Source organism: Leuconostoc sp. DB-1, from assembly GCF_013414845.1.
GTDB classification, from domain to species: domain Bacteria; phylum Bacillota; class Bacilli; order Lactobacillales; family Lactobacillaceae; genus Leuconostoc; species Leuconostoc mesenteroides.
In genome coordinates, this window is the sequence record NZ_JABFNJ010000001.1 from 232,565 (window position 1) to 249,807 (window position 17,243).

The window sequence follows — 17,243 nt, forward strand, 5'->3', positions numbered from 1 at the left end:
ACTTAGAGTAGAATGGGGTTGTATTGAAAGCGTTTTCTATTAGAAAGGGGATCACGATGTATTATAGCAATGGTAATTATGAAGCATTTGCAACACCACGCAAGCCGAAGAACGTAGATCAGAAATCAGCATATATTGTCGGTTCGGGGCTAGCAGGATTGGCTACTGCAGTATTTCTTATTCGTGACGGTCATATGAAGGGAGAGTCAATTCATATATTTGAAGAACTCCCACTGGCTGGTGGTTCATTGGATGGTATTCAACGACCTAATGTTGGTTTTGTCACACGTGGCGGACGTGAAATGGAAAATCATTTTGAGTGTTTATGGGATTTATATCGCTCAGTGCCATCATTGGAAATCCCTGGAGCCTCTTACCTTGATGAGTATTATTGGCTGGATAAGGATGATCCTAATTCATCAAATTGTCGGTTGATTTACGATCGTGGAAATCGTGTGCCAAACGACGGTGACTATACGTTAGGTAAATCATCTGAAGAAATTATTAAATTGATTATGACGCCTGAAGCAAAATTAGGCACAACGACGATTGAAGATTATTTTTCAGAAGACTTTTTCAAAAGCAATTTTTGGATATATTGGGCAACAATGTTTGCTTTTGAAAAGTGGCATTCAGCAATCGAGATGAGACGTTATGCAATGCGCTTCATTCACCATATTGATGGGTTACCGGATTTTTCTGCATTGAAGTTCAATAAATATAATCAATATGATTCGATGGTCTTGCCTTTGATCAAGTATCTCGAAGATCATGGTGTTGACGTACAGTTTGATTCTACGGTTGATAATGTCATGGTGAATTTTGATCACGGCAATAAAGTTGTCAAGGAGTTACAGCTCACTGTTGCAGGGAAGCCAGAAACTAAACAGCTTACAGCAAATGATTTAGTTTTCATAACGAACGGTTCCATTACTGAAAGTACGACCTATGGGAGCCATTTTGAACCAGCGCCAGTGACAAACGAACCCGGTGGGTCGTGGCGTTTGTGGGAAAAATTAGCTGAACAATCAGACGAATTTGGTCATCCAAGTGTGTTTTATCAAAACTTACCAGCAAAAAGTTGGTTTGTTTCAGCAACAGCAACAATTAAAATACTGAAATTGATCCCTATATTGAACGACTTACCAAGAGGGATCTGCATGACGGTAAAATCAATACCGGTGGCATTGTAACCATTACCGATTCAAACTGGTTGATGAGTTTTGCTGTCCATCGTCAACCACATTTTAAGCAACAAAAGCCCAATGAAACAACAGTTTGGATTTACGGACTATATTCTGATGTTCCTGGTAACTATGTTAAGAGGACTATTGTAGAGTCTTCTGGTCAAGAAATTACACAAGAATTTTTGTACCACCTAGGTGTCCCTAAAAGTAAAATTAATCAATTAGCACAGCAAGAATCAATTAACACTGTTCCAGTGTACATGCCGTTTATTACAAGTTATTTTATGCCACGTGTCATGGGTGATCGTCCAAAAGTAATTCCGGATGGCTCTGTCAATTTGGCATTTATTGGAAACTTTGCTGAGTCACCTTCGCGAGATACAGTCTTTACTACGGAATATTCAGTACGGACTGCTATGGAGGCTGTATATAGCTTGCTAGATGTTGAGCGTGGTGTACCAGAAGTCTTTAATTCAATCTACGATATTAGAGAATTATTGCGAGCTATGTACTATATGAATGATAAAAAGCCACTGAGCGAAATGGATTTGCCAATTCCTAAACTAATACAAAAAGTTGGACTTAAGAAAATTAAAGGTACTTGGTTAGAAGAATTATTGGCAGAAGCACACTTATTATAAACTTTGTCAGGCACTCGTCCGCAGATGAGTGCTTTTGTCGTATAATGAGATAAAAACAATAAAAGGTGTATTATGATTAATCAATATGGTCGAATTGCTGTTGATTCAGCAACCGAATTAGAAGAGCTAAGAGCTGTTGGTTTTAATAGTGAAGACTTTGAAACACTATTGCGACGTGCTTTGACAAATTATAAAACTTATGAAGCCCAAAATGACTGGTTACGGGAACATCTCGCCACCGATGAGCAAAATATTTTTCTTTTCTTAGAAACAAAGCAACCACTCACACAAGCCGTCTTTTATTGTATTGCTGCCCAACTGCTAGGATTTACGGAGGCCTTGGCGGGTAACGGATATAATGGGGTGGCTACATTTCGGCAATTAGGTTTACCAATAGCGACGGTAAATAATTTACGTCACGCATGGTATGAGTTGCTAAACAGCCACACAAATAATGGTTTGTTATTTATTGATGAGCTGGCAAGCCAAGGATATTTTGAATCTAATAATCATCGCCTACTCTTTAATGGTAAGTCTTTGCCAACCTATAATACAAACGATTTAATCCGTGAGTCGGTTTGGGTGGAAACTTCTGTTGATACTGATAATGACGGGCGATTTGATTTAGTCCAAGTAGATATTATAAGACCAAATACAAATGAAAAATTACCGGTTCTATTTACAGCATCACCTTATTATCAAGGTTTAAACGAAAAAGGAAACGACGCCAAGGTTCATGACGTTAACGTACCGTTAACAAGAAAGGACACGCATCAATCAGTCCTGAGTAATTTGAATCAGATGGAAGAGACTGTGGCAAAACCGCTTGCACGTCAAATTAATGGTTACGCTGAAGAAGCTTCTGTGATTTTTACTCAAGAAGCAGGGAAACCGGTTGATTTGAATCAGTATTTTTTGTCTCGTGGCTATGCAGTTGTTTACGCTGCAGGTATTGGCACACGTCATTCTGATGGTATGCAGGATACTGGATCTCCCGAGCAAGTTGAATCAATGAAAAATGTTGTTGAATGGTTAGCTGGTAATAGAGTGGCCTTTACTGATCGCACAAGTAATATTGCCATTGTAGCTAATTGGTCAAATCACAATATTGCTATGACGGGACGCTCTTATTTGGGAACTTTGGCTACGGCAGTTGCCACCACAGGAGTTTCTGGTTTAAAAACGGTTATTTCGGAGGCTGCTATCTCTAATTGGTATCAATATTACAGAGACAATGGTCTGGTTGTCGCACCCGGTGGCTTTCCAGGTGAAGATATGGATGTATTAGCCGAATTAGTATATTCACGGATAAAAGATCCAGCTGACTGGTTAAAAACTAAAAAACAGTGGGATGATTTTCAAGCGAATACTGAAAAGTTCACTGACCGTGTAAATGGCAATTATGACTACTACTGGGATACACGTAATTATTTAAATCAAGTCAAGAATATTAAAGTGGATATGATAATGGTTCATGGTCTAAACGATTGGAATGTTAAACCACGGCAAGTTTATCAATTATGGTCAGCACTCCGCGATTTACCAAACGTTAAAAAAATATATTTACACCAAGGCCAACATATCTATATCAACAACAATCGCTCTTTGGATTTTTCAGATCAGATGAATCTTTGGTTGACTGAGAAATTATTGGATAAAGATGTCAAAGCTAACGAAATATTACCTACCGTTACATGGCAAGACAACACTACAGAAGATGCTTGGCATGTCCTAGATGAGTGGGGAGCAAGCAAAAAGGGTAAGTACTATATTGGTAATAATGTGCTTACCACCAATCAAAATAGCGGTGAACTCAATTTTAAGGATTGGTTACCTGAAAATCAGTTCGCTTATTACTGCGAGCATTTTGATAAATGGCGTGACGACACGATTACTGGAAAATTGCCAACAAATCAGATATTTAAGAGCGAAACTTATACGAGCGAACGAACAGTAGATGGGGAAATCTTATTAAACCTGCGAGTGAAATCATCACAGAATATAGGATTGATCAGTGCAATGGTTGTCGACTATGGGAATGACACATATCTCAAAGAAACACCTACTAACCAAGGAGTGGTGATTGACCGTGGTGTGAATTTTAGTCCGACAGATTTGATGTCGTTTGAATCCGAAAAATCTGCTTACAAGATGATTACTATTGGTCATATTAATCTACAGAATCGGACAAGTCCTCGTCAAAATGATGACTTATGGCCCAATCAATATGTCGATTTACATTTTGAGTTACAACCAACCTACTACAAAATGAGACCAGGACATCAATTGGGATTAATTATATATGCGACAGATTTTGAAATGACAATTCGTGGAAACCAATCCATCGCGTACACTATAGATTTATCAAAAAGTTCGCTAGATGTACCATTCACTTGTAAAAAATAACTATAAAACATGAAGTTTTATCTTGTAATTAAGATAGGGCTTCATGTTTTCGATTGTAACCGTTTACATAATTGTCAAATTGTGTTATCCTTAAGGTAGTAACTAGTACGTACAAGTTGTTTGATTAAAGGAGAAGGCTATGTTTGGATTTGGGAAAAAAATAAGCGAAGATGAGCACGTTTACGCACCAGTAACCGGTGAAGTAATTCCTTTAGACAAGGTTTCGGATCCTGTTTTTGCACAGAAAATGATGGGTGATGGATATGCAGTCGAACCTAATGCTTCAAAAATTGTTTCCCCGGTTTCTGGGAAGGTGACGATGGTTCAAGGTCATGCTGTTGGTTTAAAACGCTTTGACGACCTAGAGCTGTTAGTGCATATAGGTATCGATACCGTTTCTTTAAATGGCAAACCATTTACAACGGCAGTGAAAGAAGGCGATATTGTTGATGCAGGTGATGACCTGGTAACAGTCAACTGGGAGCAAGTGGAAGAAGCTGGTCTTCCAAAAACAACGCTAGTGTTGATTACAAATACAGCAGATAAATTAGAATCAATCACAGTTCATTATGGACCAGCAGTTGCAGGACAACAGTTGGGTAGTGCTAAGGCAAGGAGAGACTAATTATGGCTAAGGAAGACTATGAAGGCATGGCTCAAGACATCATTAAAAATGTAGGCGGTAAGGACAATGTTGATAAAGTGATACATTGTATTACACGCTTGCGTTTCTATTTAAATGATGAAACTAAGGCCAATACAGAAGAAATGTCAAAAGTACCAGGAATAGCTGGTGCCGTCTATAACAGCGCGTTGGGACAGTATCAAGTAGTTATCGGACCAGCAGTTGCTGACGTCTACGATAAGGTTGTCGAGCATCTAGGATCAAGTGTAGTGGACAACGAAGCAACGAATGCAGCAGTAGAAGCAACAAAAGCCAAAGAGCAAAAGCCAAAAAATGTACTTGACTGGTTTAAAGGTGCATTCCAAACGCTAATTGGTACAATCACTGGATCAATGATTCCGGTGATTGGATTATTAGCAGCAGGTGGTATGTTAAATGGATTTCTGACTTTATTGTCAGATCCAAATTTGCTTGGTTTAATTAGTACCAAGTCAGATACGTTTACGATTATTCAGTCGATGGCGATGGCACCATTTTACTTTTTACCAGTGTTAGTCGGATTTACAGCAGCGCAGCAGTTAAAATCAGATCCTTTGGTTGTGGCGGCGATTGGTGCGCTGTTAGTTAAACCAGAAATGATTGGGTTATCAGCAGCAAAGGCTTCAGGTGTGTTGTTAGGTATGCCAATCAACGCACATTTCTTTGGTTTACCAATTACAATTCCTAACTATGCTTATTCAATTTTCCCAATTATTTTTGCAGCTTGGTTGGCACGTCCCATTGGGAATTGGCTAAAGGACCATTTGCCAGTTTCAATTCGATCAATCTTCCAACCTTTAATCACTATATTTATTGTTGGTTCTGTTGTATTAGTAATCATGGGACCCGCAATTACAATGATTTCATCCGGTATATCTGTTGCTATTAATGCGTTGCTTAACTTTAACTACGCATTATCTGGTTTGGTTATCGGAGGTTTGTATCAAGTATTAGTTATTTTCGGATTGCATTGGATGGTTGTGCCACTAATTGCTAACGAAATTGCGCAAACAGGGCAGTCACAATTGAATGCGCTGGTTAACTTCACAATGATTGCACAAGGTGCTGGTGCATTAGCAGTCTTTGCAAAAACTAAGATTGCTAACTTGAAAGGTTTGGCCGGTGCTGGTGCGTTGTCAGCCTTTGCTGGAATTACTGAGCCTGCGATGTATGGTATTAATTTGAAATATGGTCGAGTGTTCTGGATGGCTAACTTAGGTGGTGCCACAGGTGGTTTGATTGCCGGACTATTCAATCTTCATATGTATGGTTTCACCGGCTCATTAATTGGTTTCCCATCATTTGCTTCTCCAAAGGATAACCCCAATAACTTATTGATTTTCCTTATTGCCTCAGCAGCAACAATTGCCGTTTCGTTTGTAGCAGTTTATCTATGGGGATTTAAAGACAGCGACACGGAACAAGCAGCCGCACAAGTTGAAAAGAAGAACGTCTTCAAAGATGCCATTTCAAAGTGAGGGATAGAAGATTATGACTGAATTAGGAAAACATGTTGTTTACCAGGTTTATCCCAAATCGTTTCAAGACAGTAATGGGGATGGTGTAGGTGATTTGCCTGGTATCATTCAAAGGCTGCCCTACTTGGCAAAGCTGGGAGTTACCATGATATGGTTGAACCCAGTGTTTCCATCCCCACAAAATGATAATGGCTATGACATAAGTAATTATACGGCGATTGATCCATTATTTGGTACGATGACTGATTTTGAGAACTTGGTCAAAGAAGCTAAAACATACCATATGGGTATTATGTTGGATATGGTATTCAATCACACCTCAACTGATCATACTTGGTTCCAAAAAGCGCTTGCAGGTGATCAAAAGTATCAAGATTATTATTACTTGCGACCTTACCGTGATGATGGACATGAGCCAACTAACTGGGTATCGAAGTTTGGTGGTTCGGCGTGGGCTAAATTTGGTGATACTAATTTAGCTTACCTTCACTTATATGATCCAACACAAGCTGATTTAAATTGGCATAATCCAGCAGTTCGTCAAGAGCTCTATGATGTTTTAAATTTTTGGTTAGCAAAGGGGGTTCGTGGTTTCCGATTTGATGTGATTAATGTAATCGGTAAATCTGAAGTACTAGTTGATGATGAAACTGATAACGGCGGAAAGTTTTTATATACTGATACACCAATCGTCCAAGACTATATACAGGAGATGAACGCAGCCACTTTTGGGAAATATCCTGATGTCATTACTGTAGGTGAATTAAGTTCAACTACAGTGCAAAATACAGCTGCATATACAAATCCTGATAACAAGGCGTTAAGCATGGGATTCAACTTTCATCATCTAAAAGTTGATTATGATCATGGTAACAAGTGGACAAAAGTGCCTTATGATTTTGAATCATTGCGTCATATTTGGCATGAGTGGAGTCAAGGATTAATGGAGAATCACGGTTGGCCAGCTTGGTTCTGGAACAATCACGATCAACCACGGGCAATAAACCGTTTCATTAAAACACCAAAATATTATCGTGTCGGTGCCAAAATGTTGGCTATGCTTGTTCATTTAAACCGAGGCACACCATATGTGTATATGGGCGAAGAAATTGGCATGATTGATCCAACGTATCATAAAATTGAAACGTATGTTGATGTTGAAAGTAAAAATGCTTATCAAATGCTATTGGAGCAGGGGTTGACGAAACAACAAGCTTTTGAAATTGTTCAAACAAAATCACGCGATAACTCACGTGTTCCAATGCAATGGCGCAATGAGGATTATGCTGGTTTTTCAACGCATGAGCCATGGCTACAAAATGCGAATTACGAACAAATTAATGTTGCTCAAGATGAAAAATCAGCTGACAGTTTGTATGCATTTTACCAAAATTTGATTCGTTTACGTCAAGAAAATGAAGTGATTGCTGATGGTGACTATACACCAAAGTATGAGGAATCTGAAGAAATCATTGCCTTTGAACGACAAGTAGCAGGAAAACATATTTTGGTTGTTACACATTTTGGTGAAACGCCAGTGTCAATATCTATTTCTGATGAGATTGTTAAAAATGGTCAAGTGTTGGTTACTAACTATCCAGCGCAACCTGTTTCGGGGACAATGCTTTTGAAACCCTATGAAAGTTTTGCAATTGCTTACTAAATAAAAAACAACTGCTCAAGTACTTAGTATTTGAGCAGTTGTTTTAAGTTGTTTGTCGTCGTGCAAATTCATTAAACTGAAATTGATCAGGTCTATGTCTTGCAATAGTGCGTTGAAAATATGTTGTGTCAGTTAAGTGACCTTGGCTTTCAACTTGGATTAATCGATTTTCGTCCTCAGGCAAGCCGACCAATAATTTGCGATCCATTGCTGTAACTAGTTCGGCAGTAATTGTTTTTTCAGCATAGGCAACCGACAAGTGTAGGGTATTCTCAATATAAGCATAAATAGAATGCTTAGCTATGTCTTTAGTGAGGCCAGGAACAATGTCTGCACGAATATAATCTTCGTCAATAACACTATAGATACCGTCGATAATGCGAACACGAACAATATGATATAAAGGGGTGCCAACAGGAAATAAAGTTGTTTTCTGAGTCTTTTTTGTGACGGTAAAATGTTCGAATACAGGAACCTCAGTAACAACATGGAAGTGTTGCAGCTCTTCCAATTCATGAAAACTGGTGAGCCCACTGATTGGAAAGTGACGTAACTGATGAGAAATGACTTGTGACCCCTTACCACGCTGTTTTTGAATAAGTCCTTCTTCGTCTAATTTTGCGAGCGCTTTACGGATTGTATCGCGAGATGTTTGAAATTGAGTCACCAACTCATTTTCGCTGGGTAGAAAAGAACCAGCGGGGTAAGTATGGTCACGAATGTCATCTTTAATCTGCTGATATATTTTAAAGTATAATGGAATCATGTTGAACCTTTAGGATTCTGGATTTGGTGTAGTTAATGCATTGTTACGAATAAAACTACGGAATTTTTTGAACGTATCTGCGAATAACTCGTCTGGTTCAATATTGAGCATTTCCTTTGGGAAAAAGAAGCGCTGATCTATGGAGGCCTTACCTTTAATAGCTGCAACTAATGTGGACATATCTGATAATTCACGATGTGAACCATCGGCTAACAAAAAGTCAATTTGTGTCCTGGGCTTGGCGACATTTGGTTTGTAATCATCATAAGGCAAGTCATAGGCATTATTACGCGCCGTGTAAAATCTAGGATTAAATCCAGCATTATCCACAAGTTGCTCGAGTTCTTCAAGCAGTGGGGCCGTTTCGTCGGTGATTTCCATTGATTTTAGTGGGCGACGTCCCATGAAACGTTGTGATAAATCAGACAAAATGGGATCAGAATGTGATTGCCAAATATTAATATAGGTCATAAAAACATTATCATCGAGCTTTAAATATTCAGATAAAGTTAGTTTTTTGTCGCTAAATAAAGGCGCTAGTAGCGGACCAACAAAATCATTTTCCGCAAACTCGCTAGTTGTATTAGAGCGATACAGTTCTTGTGCGCGTTGTAGTAAATGTTCTAGCAAGACTTCCATGCCACGAGATACTGGGTGGAAGTAAACTTGTAAATACATTTGATAACGTGAAACAATATAATCCTCAACGGCATGCATACCAGCAATGTCAAAGGCAATGCCATCAGGGGTTGGTTGCATAGTACGTAATATTCGATCAATATCGAATTCACCATATTTTGTACCAGTAAAATAGGCATCACGTAGCAAATAATCCATTCGGTCAACATCGATTTGACTAGAAATTAGTTGAACGACTTGTGGATTTTCATAAGTTTTCGCGATAACACTGGCAACTTTGTTTGGAAAGTCTGGTGAAACTTGAGCCAAGACGCGGTGGATTTCTGTATCACCCGTAATAATCTCACGAGTCATCGCCTCGTGATCTGTATGAAATAAGTGTTCAAAGGTATGCGAGAAGGCGCCATGACCAATGTCATGAAGCAGTGCGGCTACTAGCGTTAGTAGGCGTTCTTTCGGGTCCCAAACATCACTGTAATACTGTTCAAAGCGTTCCGTGATACGACGAGCAAGTTCATAGACGCCGACTGAATGGCCAAAGCGAGAATGTTCTGCTCCATGAAAAACAGAACTTGTTATACCTAATTGTTTTACACGGCGCAACCTTTGAAATTCAGGTGTATTGATGAGATCTAAAATAATAGGATCTTCAACATGTATGAAGTTATGGATTGGATCACGCAGTACTTTTTCTTTAGGTAATTTTTCTTTTAACATAGTAAGCCCTTTTGCCGTTTCTTATATTATAATAGATTTTAGATTAAAATAGGGGTAAATTATGGCAATTAAAGACCAAATAGATGTTGAAATTCATCTAAAAACGAAAATTCGTCAAGAAAATGATCTTGAAGAATTCGAATTTCATACAAATGGACAACTTTTTTTGAAAAACGATACACTTTATTTACGATATACAGAAGTAATTGAGAATCAAAAAACACAAATTATGTTTAAGTTTGAAGAGAACCGTGTACGTATGAATCGATCAGGTGACATTTTAACAAAGTTCTCTTTTGTTAAATCACAGCGTATCCCTGCTTTGTATCAAACACCAACTGGGCAGATGCAGTTGGAAACACTGACCACATTAATGGCGCTAAACATAGATCACGAAGAAACGCATGGTGAAGTTGCGATTGACTATGTTCTTTATGCTATGCAACAAATTGTTGGGCAATATGAAATTCGGTTGCAATTTATGCCCAAATCTAGTATGCTAGATTAGTTAGAAACCCCCGAAAGGACGTAGAACATGTCACTTACAACATTAGGCAATCACCCTAAAGAAGAATTTGCATTGGTTGAAATTGCAACAGCCATTTTGACAGAACATAAAGAAGCGATGCCTTTTAGTTCATTAGTTCAAGAAATCCAGGAATTTTTGGAAGTTGATGCAGAGACGTTTAAATCACGTCTTTCACAATTTTATACAGATTTGAACACTGACGGTTCATTCATTTCACTTGGAAATAATGAATGGGCTTTGCGTGCGTGGTATCCAGTTGATGCAATCGACGAATCTATCCATGAGCTTGACGATGAAGAAGACGCTCCTAAGCGTAAGAAGTCAGCAAAAAAGAAGGTTAATGTATTTGCTGATAATGCTTCAGATGATGATGTTATTGATTATAATGACGATGATCCTGAAGACGAAGACTTTGGTACGGTTACTGATGATGATACAGAGACTGACGACGAAGAAACTGAAGTTGAAGTTGAAAGCGATGATGAGAGTAATGAAATCGATTTATCAGATGATGAATCAATTGATGCCAATATGACAGAGTTATCTGGCGGCGATGATCTTGATGATCTGAGCGATGGCGACCAAGAAAAATAATCTAGAATGAAAACTACCTGCTGGGTAGTTTTTTTCTATAATATTAACAAAAAATTTTAATTTTTGTAAGTGACAACGGCTATTTGAATGCCTTTTCAGTTAAATGATAAACGCCAATCAAAAAAAGTAATTTAAATTGAAAAAAAGGGTTGCTTTTTGTTTGGAAAGTCTGTATTATATATAAATGTGCTAAGGCATAAGAAATGCTCCTGTAACTCAGTTGGTTAGAGTAGGGGATTTTTAATCCCAAGGTCCTCGGTTCGAATCCGAGCGGGAGCACTGACGTAAAGTTGGCGACCTTTGGGATAATCCATTTAAAAAGAATTGTTCGTTCAGAACAGTTCTTTTTTTGTATATCAATTAGGATATATAGGGGGGAAATGTGTTTTAAATACTGGTTAAAATTGACTTTGCAAAATAAGCCAATATAGTGTATTATAGGTAAAAACGTTGAAGAGGAAGAGTACTAATAGTTGTTGTTTGAGAGACGTCATGGCTGGTGAAAATGACGCAATGCTGTTTGGAAAACTACCTTGGAAGTGACATACGAGTAGCACGAGTGAAAGTATGACCGGAGTCATTGGTCGTTAACCTGATGAAAGAGTTAAGATGAAGCGCAGCTAATAAGGAATTAATTATTTTTGCTTAAGCTTTATCTTGAACTATTCATGAGGTGGTACCGTGCAAAAAGCGCCCTTAGATTTAAGATTCTAAGGACGCTTTTTTTATTCGTTTTAAAGAAAAGGAAACTGTCATGGCAGAGAAACAGAATAGAGAACTAAGCAGAGATTTATCATCTCGACAGATGCAAATGATTGCGCTTGGCGGCACAATTGGTGTTGGCCTGTTTATGGGATCATCAGCCACAATCAAATGGACTGGTGTGTCGGTATTATTAGCCTACGCGATAGCGGGATTGGTTTTGTACCTAGTGATGCGTGCTTTAGGTGAAATGCTTTATGTCGATCCGTCAGTTGGGTCATTTGCTAATTATGCAACAAAATATATTCATCCGGTTGCTGGATATTTGACCGTTTGGGCAAATGTTTTCCAATGGCTCACGGTTGGTGTCAGTGAGACGATTGCTGTCGGAATGTATTTAGATTATTGGTTCCCGCACATTCCTGGTTGGGTCACTGGGGTGGTAGTATTGGCTATGCTAACAGCCGCGAACCTAGTGACTGTTAAAGCATATGGTGAAATGGAAACATGGTTTTCGTTGATTAAAGTGGTTACTATCATATTTATGATTATTTTAGGCTTGTTGGTTATTGTGTTGGGTTTTGGTAATCATTGGCAACCGATTGGTTTTTCAAACCTTTGGACGTATGGACCGTTCTTTGCTGGTGGTGTTAAAGGATTTTTCTTTGCACTGTCAATAGTTATCACATCATACCAGGCGATTGAGATAATTGGTATAACTGCTGGAGAAGCGGATAATCCACAAGTAGCTATTGTAAAATCAATTAAATCAATTGTGGCGCGTATATTGATTTTTTACATTGGTGCCATATTTGTTATCATTACTATTTATCCTTGGAACGAATTAGATCAAGTCGGCTCCCCATTCGTCGAAACATTTTCACGAGTAGGTATCACAGCTGCTGCTGGAATTATCAATTTTGTGATGATGACAGCAGCTATGTCAGCTTTGAACTCAGGAATCTTTTCGTCTAGTCGGATGCTTTACACATTGGCAATTGGCAAAGAGCTCTCACCAAAATTTTTGAAATTATCAAAGCACCGTGTACCCACATTACCAGTACTAGCAATTTCAGGTGGTATCCTACTAGGGATTATTTTAAACGCCGTATTACCTTTATTTTGGCACGGTAGTTCAAGTATTTTCGTATTAGTTTATTCAGCAAGTACATTACCAGGCATGGTACCTTGGTTTGTTATCTTGTGGAGCCAGATAAAGTTTAGAAAAGAAAATGCTAGTCAAATGGTGAATCATCCTTTTAAAATGCCATTCGCACCATATACTAACTATTTTGCGATTTTGATGTTATTGGTAACACTAGTATTTATGGTATTTAATCCAGATACACGAGTGCCGTTGTTTATAGGCCTTGGATTCTTAGTGATCATGTCAATTGTATTTTTTGCAACAAGAAAGAGTCACCGACGAAATAGTGAAGTAAGTTCATCGAAAACGCTTTGAGCGTTTTTTATTTGCTGTTAACTTGACAATACCATTTTAGTAAACTAAAATAATTAACATGGTTTACTAAAGGAGAATATTATGAAAACAAAAGCCCTTTCGGCTTCGGCTATTTTATTAGCAGTAATTATTGTAATGGGCGCTATTCCAGGGATTCCATTAGGATTCATACCGGCCCCAATTATTTTGCAAAATATGGGTATTATGTTGGCGGGTGTTATTCTTGGAAAAAAATACGGATTCTTCACAGTTCTTGGGTTCTTGATTCTAGCAGCCCTTGGATTACCTATTTTAAGCGGTGGTTCGGGCGGATTTGTTGTGTTCATTGGACCAACAGCAGGGTATTTATTTTCTTATCCAGTTGCTGCATTTTTAATTGGTTGGGTAACAGAATGGTTAGAGAAGAACAACAAGCTTAGTTTTTTAACACTTTTGATAACATTACTCATTTTTGGAATGTTGTTCATTCTTGTATCTGGTGCGATTGGATTAAATATAGTGGCACACATGTCATTAAATAAAGCGTTGATTTATCAAGCAGCCTTCTTGCCGGGAGATACTATCAAAGCTGTCTTGGCAAGTATTATTGGCATTATCTTGCATAAAAGACGTTTGACATTGTGATTAAAGGAATAAATTTAGATCAACAAGGCCGTTGCAAGCATTGGCATACGGATGTCGATGTGGTGGCTAATCGTTGCGCTAAATGTCGAAAATACTATGCTTGTTACTTATGTCATGATGCATTAAATACGCATCCATTCGTGCCAGTTTCTCTAGATACTGAAGAGACGGCCGTCTGCTGTGGCGTTTGTTTGCATCAAATGACACCCGCACAATATCTACATGCTCACTATCAGTGTCCCAAGTGCCATCATTTGTTTAACGCGCAATGTGCATTGCACAAAAATACCTATTTCTGCTAAACTAAAACTATGAAAACAACTGATCAGCTTTTAAAATACTTTCTGAAACACGAAGGTGAATATTTAAGTGGCGAGACGTTAGCTAATCGATTAGGTGTGAGCCGCGCGGCTATTTGGAAAGCAGTTCAGAAACTAAATGAAGACGGGCATCAAATCGATAGTCAACATAGAAAAGGCTATCGCTATGAAGAAACAGGCGTTTTGAGCGTACCAGCTATTAAGGCGCTGATTGCCACTAATTGGGACATTCAGGTATTTGATCAATTAGATTCATCAAATTCATATGCTAAGGAAGCCCTAGCGGCTGGGAAGATAGTTCACCCAACTGTTATCATTGCCGATCAACAAAATGCCGCATACGGCCGCTTTAGACGCTCTTTCGTTGCACCGGAAAAAACAGGGTTGTATTTATCCATTGCGTTACCGGTGATGAATGATAGGGTGTTAGAGCCAGGACTACTGACCACCGCTACAGCAGTAATTGTTCGACACGTTATTGCATCATCCTTAGGATATCAACTCTCCTTTAAATGGGTTAATGACTTAATCTTTAATGATAAGAAAGTTGGCGGTATTTTAACAGAAGGTGTTCTCGACATAGAGTCGCAAAGTTTGACATCTTTGGTTGTCGGTATCGGTTTAAATTTAATTCAACCCACAAATTTACCTGATCAGTTGGATAAAAAAGTTGGTGGCATCGTTTCGGATTTAGTTTTTTCACGAAACATGATGATTGCAAAGTTGGTTGATGAATTTGCTGACATGATTAATCAATATCAGACAGGAAAGTATTTGCCTGAATATAGGGCGCACAATATTGTCTTGGGACACGAAGTTGTAGTTCAATATGCTGGTCAAAAAATTCATGGAAAAGCGGTTGAAATAAGCGATCAAGGTGCATTAATTTTAGTGACATCCGCTGGCGAAAAACTCACAATATCCTCAGGCGAAATTACCAAACTCAATGTTAATGGTAAGGAATATTGACTGAGCACCTTTTCCTCAACCCAAAGTTAAAAATAATTTCAATATTTATTTGACAAATCTACAGCAACTCTGTAATATATATTAGGGCTCCCGTTAATGGGACAGACGTTAAAAGCTCCCAAGTTGATCTTGGGGGCTTTTCTATTTTATTTTTACCCCTAGTTGTCGCAATAAAACGTGTTAAGCCAATGCGCGTTTGAATTATGAGGAGGCATTATGGCAGATAAACAAGTGAAGTATATTTTTGTTACCGGTGGTGTTGTTTCATCTCTTGGTAAAGGAATAGTTGCAGCATCATTAGGTCGATTGCTCAAAAACCGTGGATTGAAATTAGCTATTCAAAAATTAGATCCATACATTAATATTGATCCCGGTACAATGTCACCATATCAACACGGGGAAACATTTGTTACTGGCGATGGTTTAGAAACTGATTTGGATATGGGGCACTATGAGCGTTTCATGGATATTAATACAAACATGTATTCTAACGTGACAACAGGGCGTATTTATTCTGAGGTTTTGGCAAAGGAACGTCGTGGTGATTATAATGGTGGTACTGTACAAGTGATTCCTCATATCACAAATGCCATTAAAGAAAAAATGCAAAAAGCTGCTGAATCAACTGATGCCGATGTCGTGATTGTTGAAGTTGGTGGAACAGTTGGTGATATTGAAAGTTTGCCATTTGTAGAAGCATTACGCCAAATGAAGTCGGATTTGGGTAGTGAAAATGTTTTCTATATTCATACTAGTTTGATTATCTACTTAGCTGCGGCTGGTGAAGCCAAGACAAAGCCAACACAACATTCTGTAGCACAATTACGTTCGTTAGGTATTCAACCTGACATGATTGTCTTGCGTACACAACGTCCTCTAGAAGAGAATTTGAAGCAAAAGATATCAACATTTACCGATGTTAATGAAAATGCAGTTATTGAATCTCGTGATGTAGAAACTCTTTATGAGATTCCGTTAAATCTGCAAGCACAGGGCATGGATGATGTTGTATTAAATAAGTTAAAGCTTGATGCGCCAAAGGCAGAAATGTCTGATTGGTCAAAGATGGTTGAATTAATTAAGCATCCTAAGAAGACAGTTAACGTGACTTTGGTTGGTAAATATACTGATTTGCCTGATGCTTATATCTCTGTTAACGAAGCCTTGAAGCATGCAGGTTATGCCCAAGATGCCGATGTCAAGATTAATCATGTGAAATCAGAAAATGTTACACCAGAGAACGTTGCTGAATTGTTAGCAGGTGCTGATGGTGTGATTGTACCTGGCGGATTTGGTGAACGTGGTACTGAAGGTAAGATTCAAGCCATTCGTTATGCGCGTGAAAACAATATTCCTTTCTTAGGCATTTGCTTGGGTATGCAACTAGCATCAATCGAATTTGCTCGTCATGTTTTAGGTTATAAGGACGCGAATTCGACAGAATTAAATCCTAATACTTCAGCGCCAATTATTGATTTGATGAAAGATCAAGCCAACGTCGAAAACCTAGGTGGTACGCTACGTCTGGGATTATATCCAGCAATGCTATTACCTGGCACATTGACAGCCAAGGCTTATGGGAATCAATCAGAAATCGAACAACGTCATCGTCATCGTTATGAATTCAATACACAATATCGTGAAGAATTTGAAAAGGCGGGTATGTTATTCTCAGCAACATCCCCTGATAACCGTTTGATGGAAGTTATTGAGTATCCTAAGAATGATTTCTTTATCGCAGCGCAATATCATCCAGAATTTTTGTCAAGGCCAGATCGTCCCGAAGGCTTGTATCATGACTTCGTGGCTGCCTCAATTAAAAATAGTTGATTCATAGCATTTTTTAGTTAGATAAAATATCCCTTTAACACTTTTCGTGTAA

General features: G+C 38.4%; 13 protein-coding genes, 1 tRNA gene and 1 pseudogene. 13 read left to right on the forward strand and 2 right to left on the reverse strand.

All coding sequences use genetic code 11. The annotated features are described in order from the left end of the window. Positions 1–56 precede the first annotated feature (56 nt). From HFP47_RS01145 to HFP47_RS01165, 5 genes and pseudogenes are all read left to right on the forward strand, one after another. Positions 57–1,828, forward strand: a pseudogene (locus HFP47_RS01145) (oleate hydratase). A 72-nt stretch (positions 1,829–1,900) separates the two neighbouring features. Further along, positions 1,901–4,234, forward strand: coding sequence for a Xaa-Pro dipeptidyl-peptidase (locus HFP47_RS01150; RefSeq protein WP_179875930.1), 2,334 nt, complete (start codon positions 1,901–1,903; stop codon positions 4,232–4,234). 139 nt (positions 4,235–4,373) lie between these two features. Continuing rightward, complete coding sequence (locus HFP47_RS01155) at positions 4,374–4,859, forward strand: PTS glucose transporter subunit IIA (RefSeq protein ID WP_010284928.1); 486 nt, start codon at positions 4,374–4,376, stop codon at positions 4,857–4,859. 2 nt (positions 4,860–4,861) lie between these two features. Next, positions 4,862–6,376 carry a PTS transporter subunit EIIC gene (locus HFP47_RS01160; RefSeq protein ID WP_042250766.1) on the forward strand — a complete coding sequence of 505 codons (1,515 nt, stop codon included), beginning with the start codon at positions 4,862–4,864 and terminating at the stop codon, positions 6,374–6,376. A gap of 13 nt (positions 6,377–6,389) precedes the next feature. Continuing rightward, the gene (locus HFP47_RS01165) at positions 6,390–8,039 is read left to right on the forward strand and encodes an alpha,alpha-phosphotrehalase (protein ID WP_096638968.1); all 1,650 of its coding nucleotides are present in this window, start codon (positions 6,390–6,392) and stop codon (positions 8,037–8,039) included. A 43-nt stretch (positions 8,040–8,082) separates the two neighbouring features. Here the strand turns inward: HFP47_RS01165 and treR are convergent, their stop codons facing one another. Then, positions 8,083–8,805: a trehalose operon repressor gene (gene treR, locus HFP47_RS01170; protein WP_096638969.1), complete on the reverse strand. Its 723-nt coding sequence runs from the start codon at positions 8,803–8,805 to the stop codon at positions 8,083–8,085. A 9-nt stretch (positions 8,806–8,814) separates the two neighbouring features. Beyond that, positions 8,815–10,161 carry an HD domain-containing protein gene (locus HFP47_RS01175; protein WP_014324376.1) on the reverse strand — a complete coding sequence of 449 codons (1,347 nt, stop codon included), beginning with the start codon at positions 10,159–10,161 and terminating at the stop codon, positions 8,815–8,817. Between the two features lie 61 nt (positions 10,162–10,222). Between HFP47_RS01175 and HFP47_RS01180 the strand changes: the two genes are divergently transcribed. From HFP47_RS01180 to HFP47_RS01210, 8 genes are all read left to right on the forward strand, one after another. Continuing rightward, entirely contained in the window at positions 10,223–10,669 is a 447-nt protein-coding gene (locus tag HFP47_RS01180) for a DUF1934 domain-containing protein (RefSeq protein ID WP_004164570.1), read from the forward strand. A gap of 27 nt (positions 10,670–10,696) precedes the next feature. After that, positions 10,697–11,284, forward strand: a complete 588-nt coding sequence (rpoE, locus tag HFP47_RS01185) for a DNA-directed RNA polymerase subunit delta (protein WP_011679347.1) — start codon at positions 10,697–10,699, stop codon at positions 11,282–11,284. A 205-nt stretch (positions 11,285–11,489) separates the two neighbouring features. Beyond that, positions 11,490–11,563 (forward strand) — tRNA-Lys (locus HFP47_RS01190). Positions 11,564–12,038: 475 nt separating this feature from the next. Beyond that, entirely contained in the window at positions 12,039–13,448 is a 1,410-nt protein-coding gene (locus HFP47_RS01195; RefSeq protein WP_179875931.1) for an amino acid permease, read from the forward strand. A gap of 81 nt (positions 13,449–13,529) precedes the next feature. Next, positions 13,530–14,072 (forward strand): biotin transporter BioY, encoded by a 543-nt coding sequence (locus HFP47_RS01200; protein ID WP_011679348.1) that lies wholly within the window; start codon positions 13,530–13,532, stop codon positions 14,070–14,072. Next, entirely contained in the window at positions 14,069–14,374 is a 306-nt protein-coding gene (locus tag HFP47_RS10475) for a CHY zinc finger protein (RefSeq protein ID WP_014324379.1), read from the forward strand. The genes HFP47_RS01200 and HFP47_RS10475 overlap by 4 nt, the downstream gene beginning before the upstream one ends. 9 nt (positions 14,375–14,383) lie before the next feature. Then, complete coding sequence (locus HFP47_RS01205; RefSeq protein ID WP_042250749.1) at positions 14,384–15,361, forward strand: biotin--[acetyl-CoA-carboxylase] ligase; 978 nt, start codon at positions 14,384–14,386, stop codon at positions 15,359–15,361. Positions 15,362–15,577: 216 nt separating this feature from the next. After that, a complete protein-coding gene (locus tag HFP47_RS01210; RefSeq protein WP_014324381.1) occupies positions 15,578–17,191 on the forward strand; it encodes a CTP synthase in 1,614 nt (537 codons plus the stop codon). Positions 17,192–17,243 lie beyond the last annotated feature (52 nt).

Excerpts from the sequence above, each read along its gene's own strand:
- HFP47_RS01150 (WP_179875930.1), top strand. The coding sequence starts at position 1,901 with ATGATTAATCAATATGGTCGAATTGCTGTTGATTCAGCAACCGAATTA.
- HFP47_RS01155 (WP_010284928.1), top strand. The coding sequence starts at position 4,374 with ATGTTTGGATTTGGGAAAAAAATAAGCGAAGATGAGCACGTTTACGCA.
- HFP47_RS01160 (WP_042250766.1), top strand. The coding sequence starts at position 4,862 with ATGGCTAAGGAAGACTATGAAGGCATGGCTCAAGACATCATTAAAAAT.
- HFP47_RS01165 (WP_096638968.1), top strand. The coding sequence starts at position 6,390 with ATGACTGAATTAGGAAAACATGTTGTTTACCAGGTTTATCCCAAATCG.
- treR (WP_096638969.1), bottom strand. The coding sequence starts at position 8,805 with ATGATTCCATTATACTTTAAAATATATCAGCAGATTAAAGATGACATT.
- HFP47_RS01175 (WP_014324376.1), bottom strand. The coding sequence starts at position 10,161 with ATGTTAAAAGAAAAATTACCTAAAGAAAAAGTACTGCGTGATCCAATC.
- HFP47_RS01180 (WP_004164570.1), top strand. The coding sequence starts at position 10,223 with ATGGCAATTAAAGACCAAATAGATGTTGAAATTCATCTAAAAACGAAA.
- rpoE (WP_011679347.1), top strand. The coding sequence starts at position 10,697 with ATGTCACTTACAACATTAGGCAATCACCCTAAAGAAGAATTTGCATTG.
- HFP47_RS01195 (WP_179875931.1), top strand. The coding sequence starts at position 12,039 with ATGGCAGAGAAACAGAATAGAGAACTAAGCAGAGATTTATCATCTCGA.
- HFP47_RS01200 (WP_011679348.1), top strand. The coding sequence starts at position 13,530 with ATGAAAACAAAAGCCCTTTCGGCTTCGGCTATTTTATTAGCAGTAATT.
- HFP47_RS01205 (WP_042250749.1), top strand. The coding sequence starts at position 14,384 with ATGAAAACAACTGATCAGCTTTTAAAATACTTTCTGAAACACGAAGGT.
- HFP47_RS01210 (WP_014324381.1), top strand. The coding sequence starts at position 15,578 with ATGGCAGATAAACAAGTGAAGTATATTTTTGTTACCGGTGGTGTTGTT.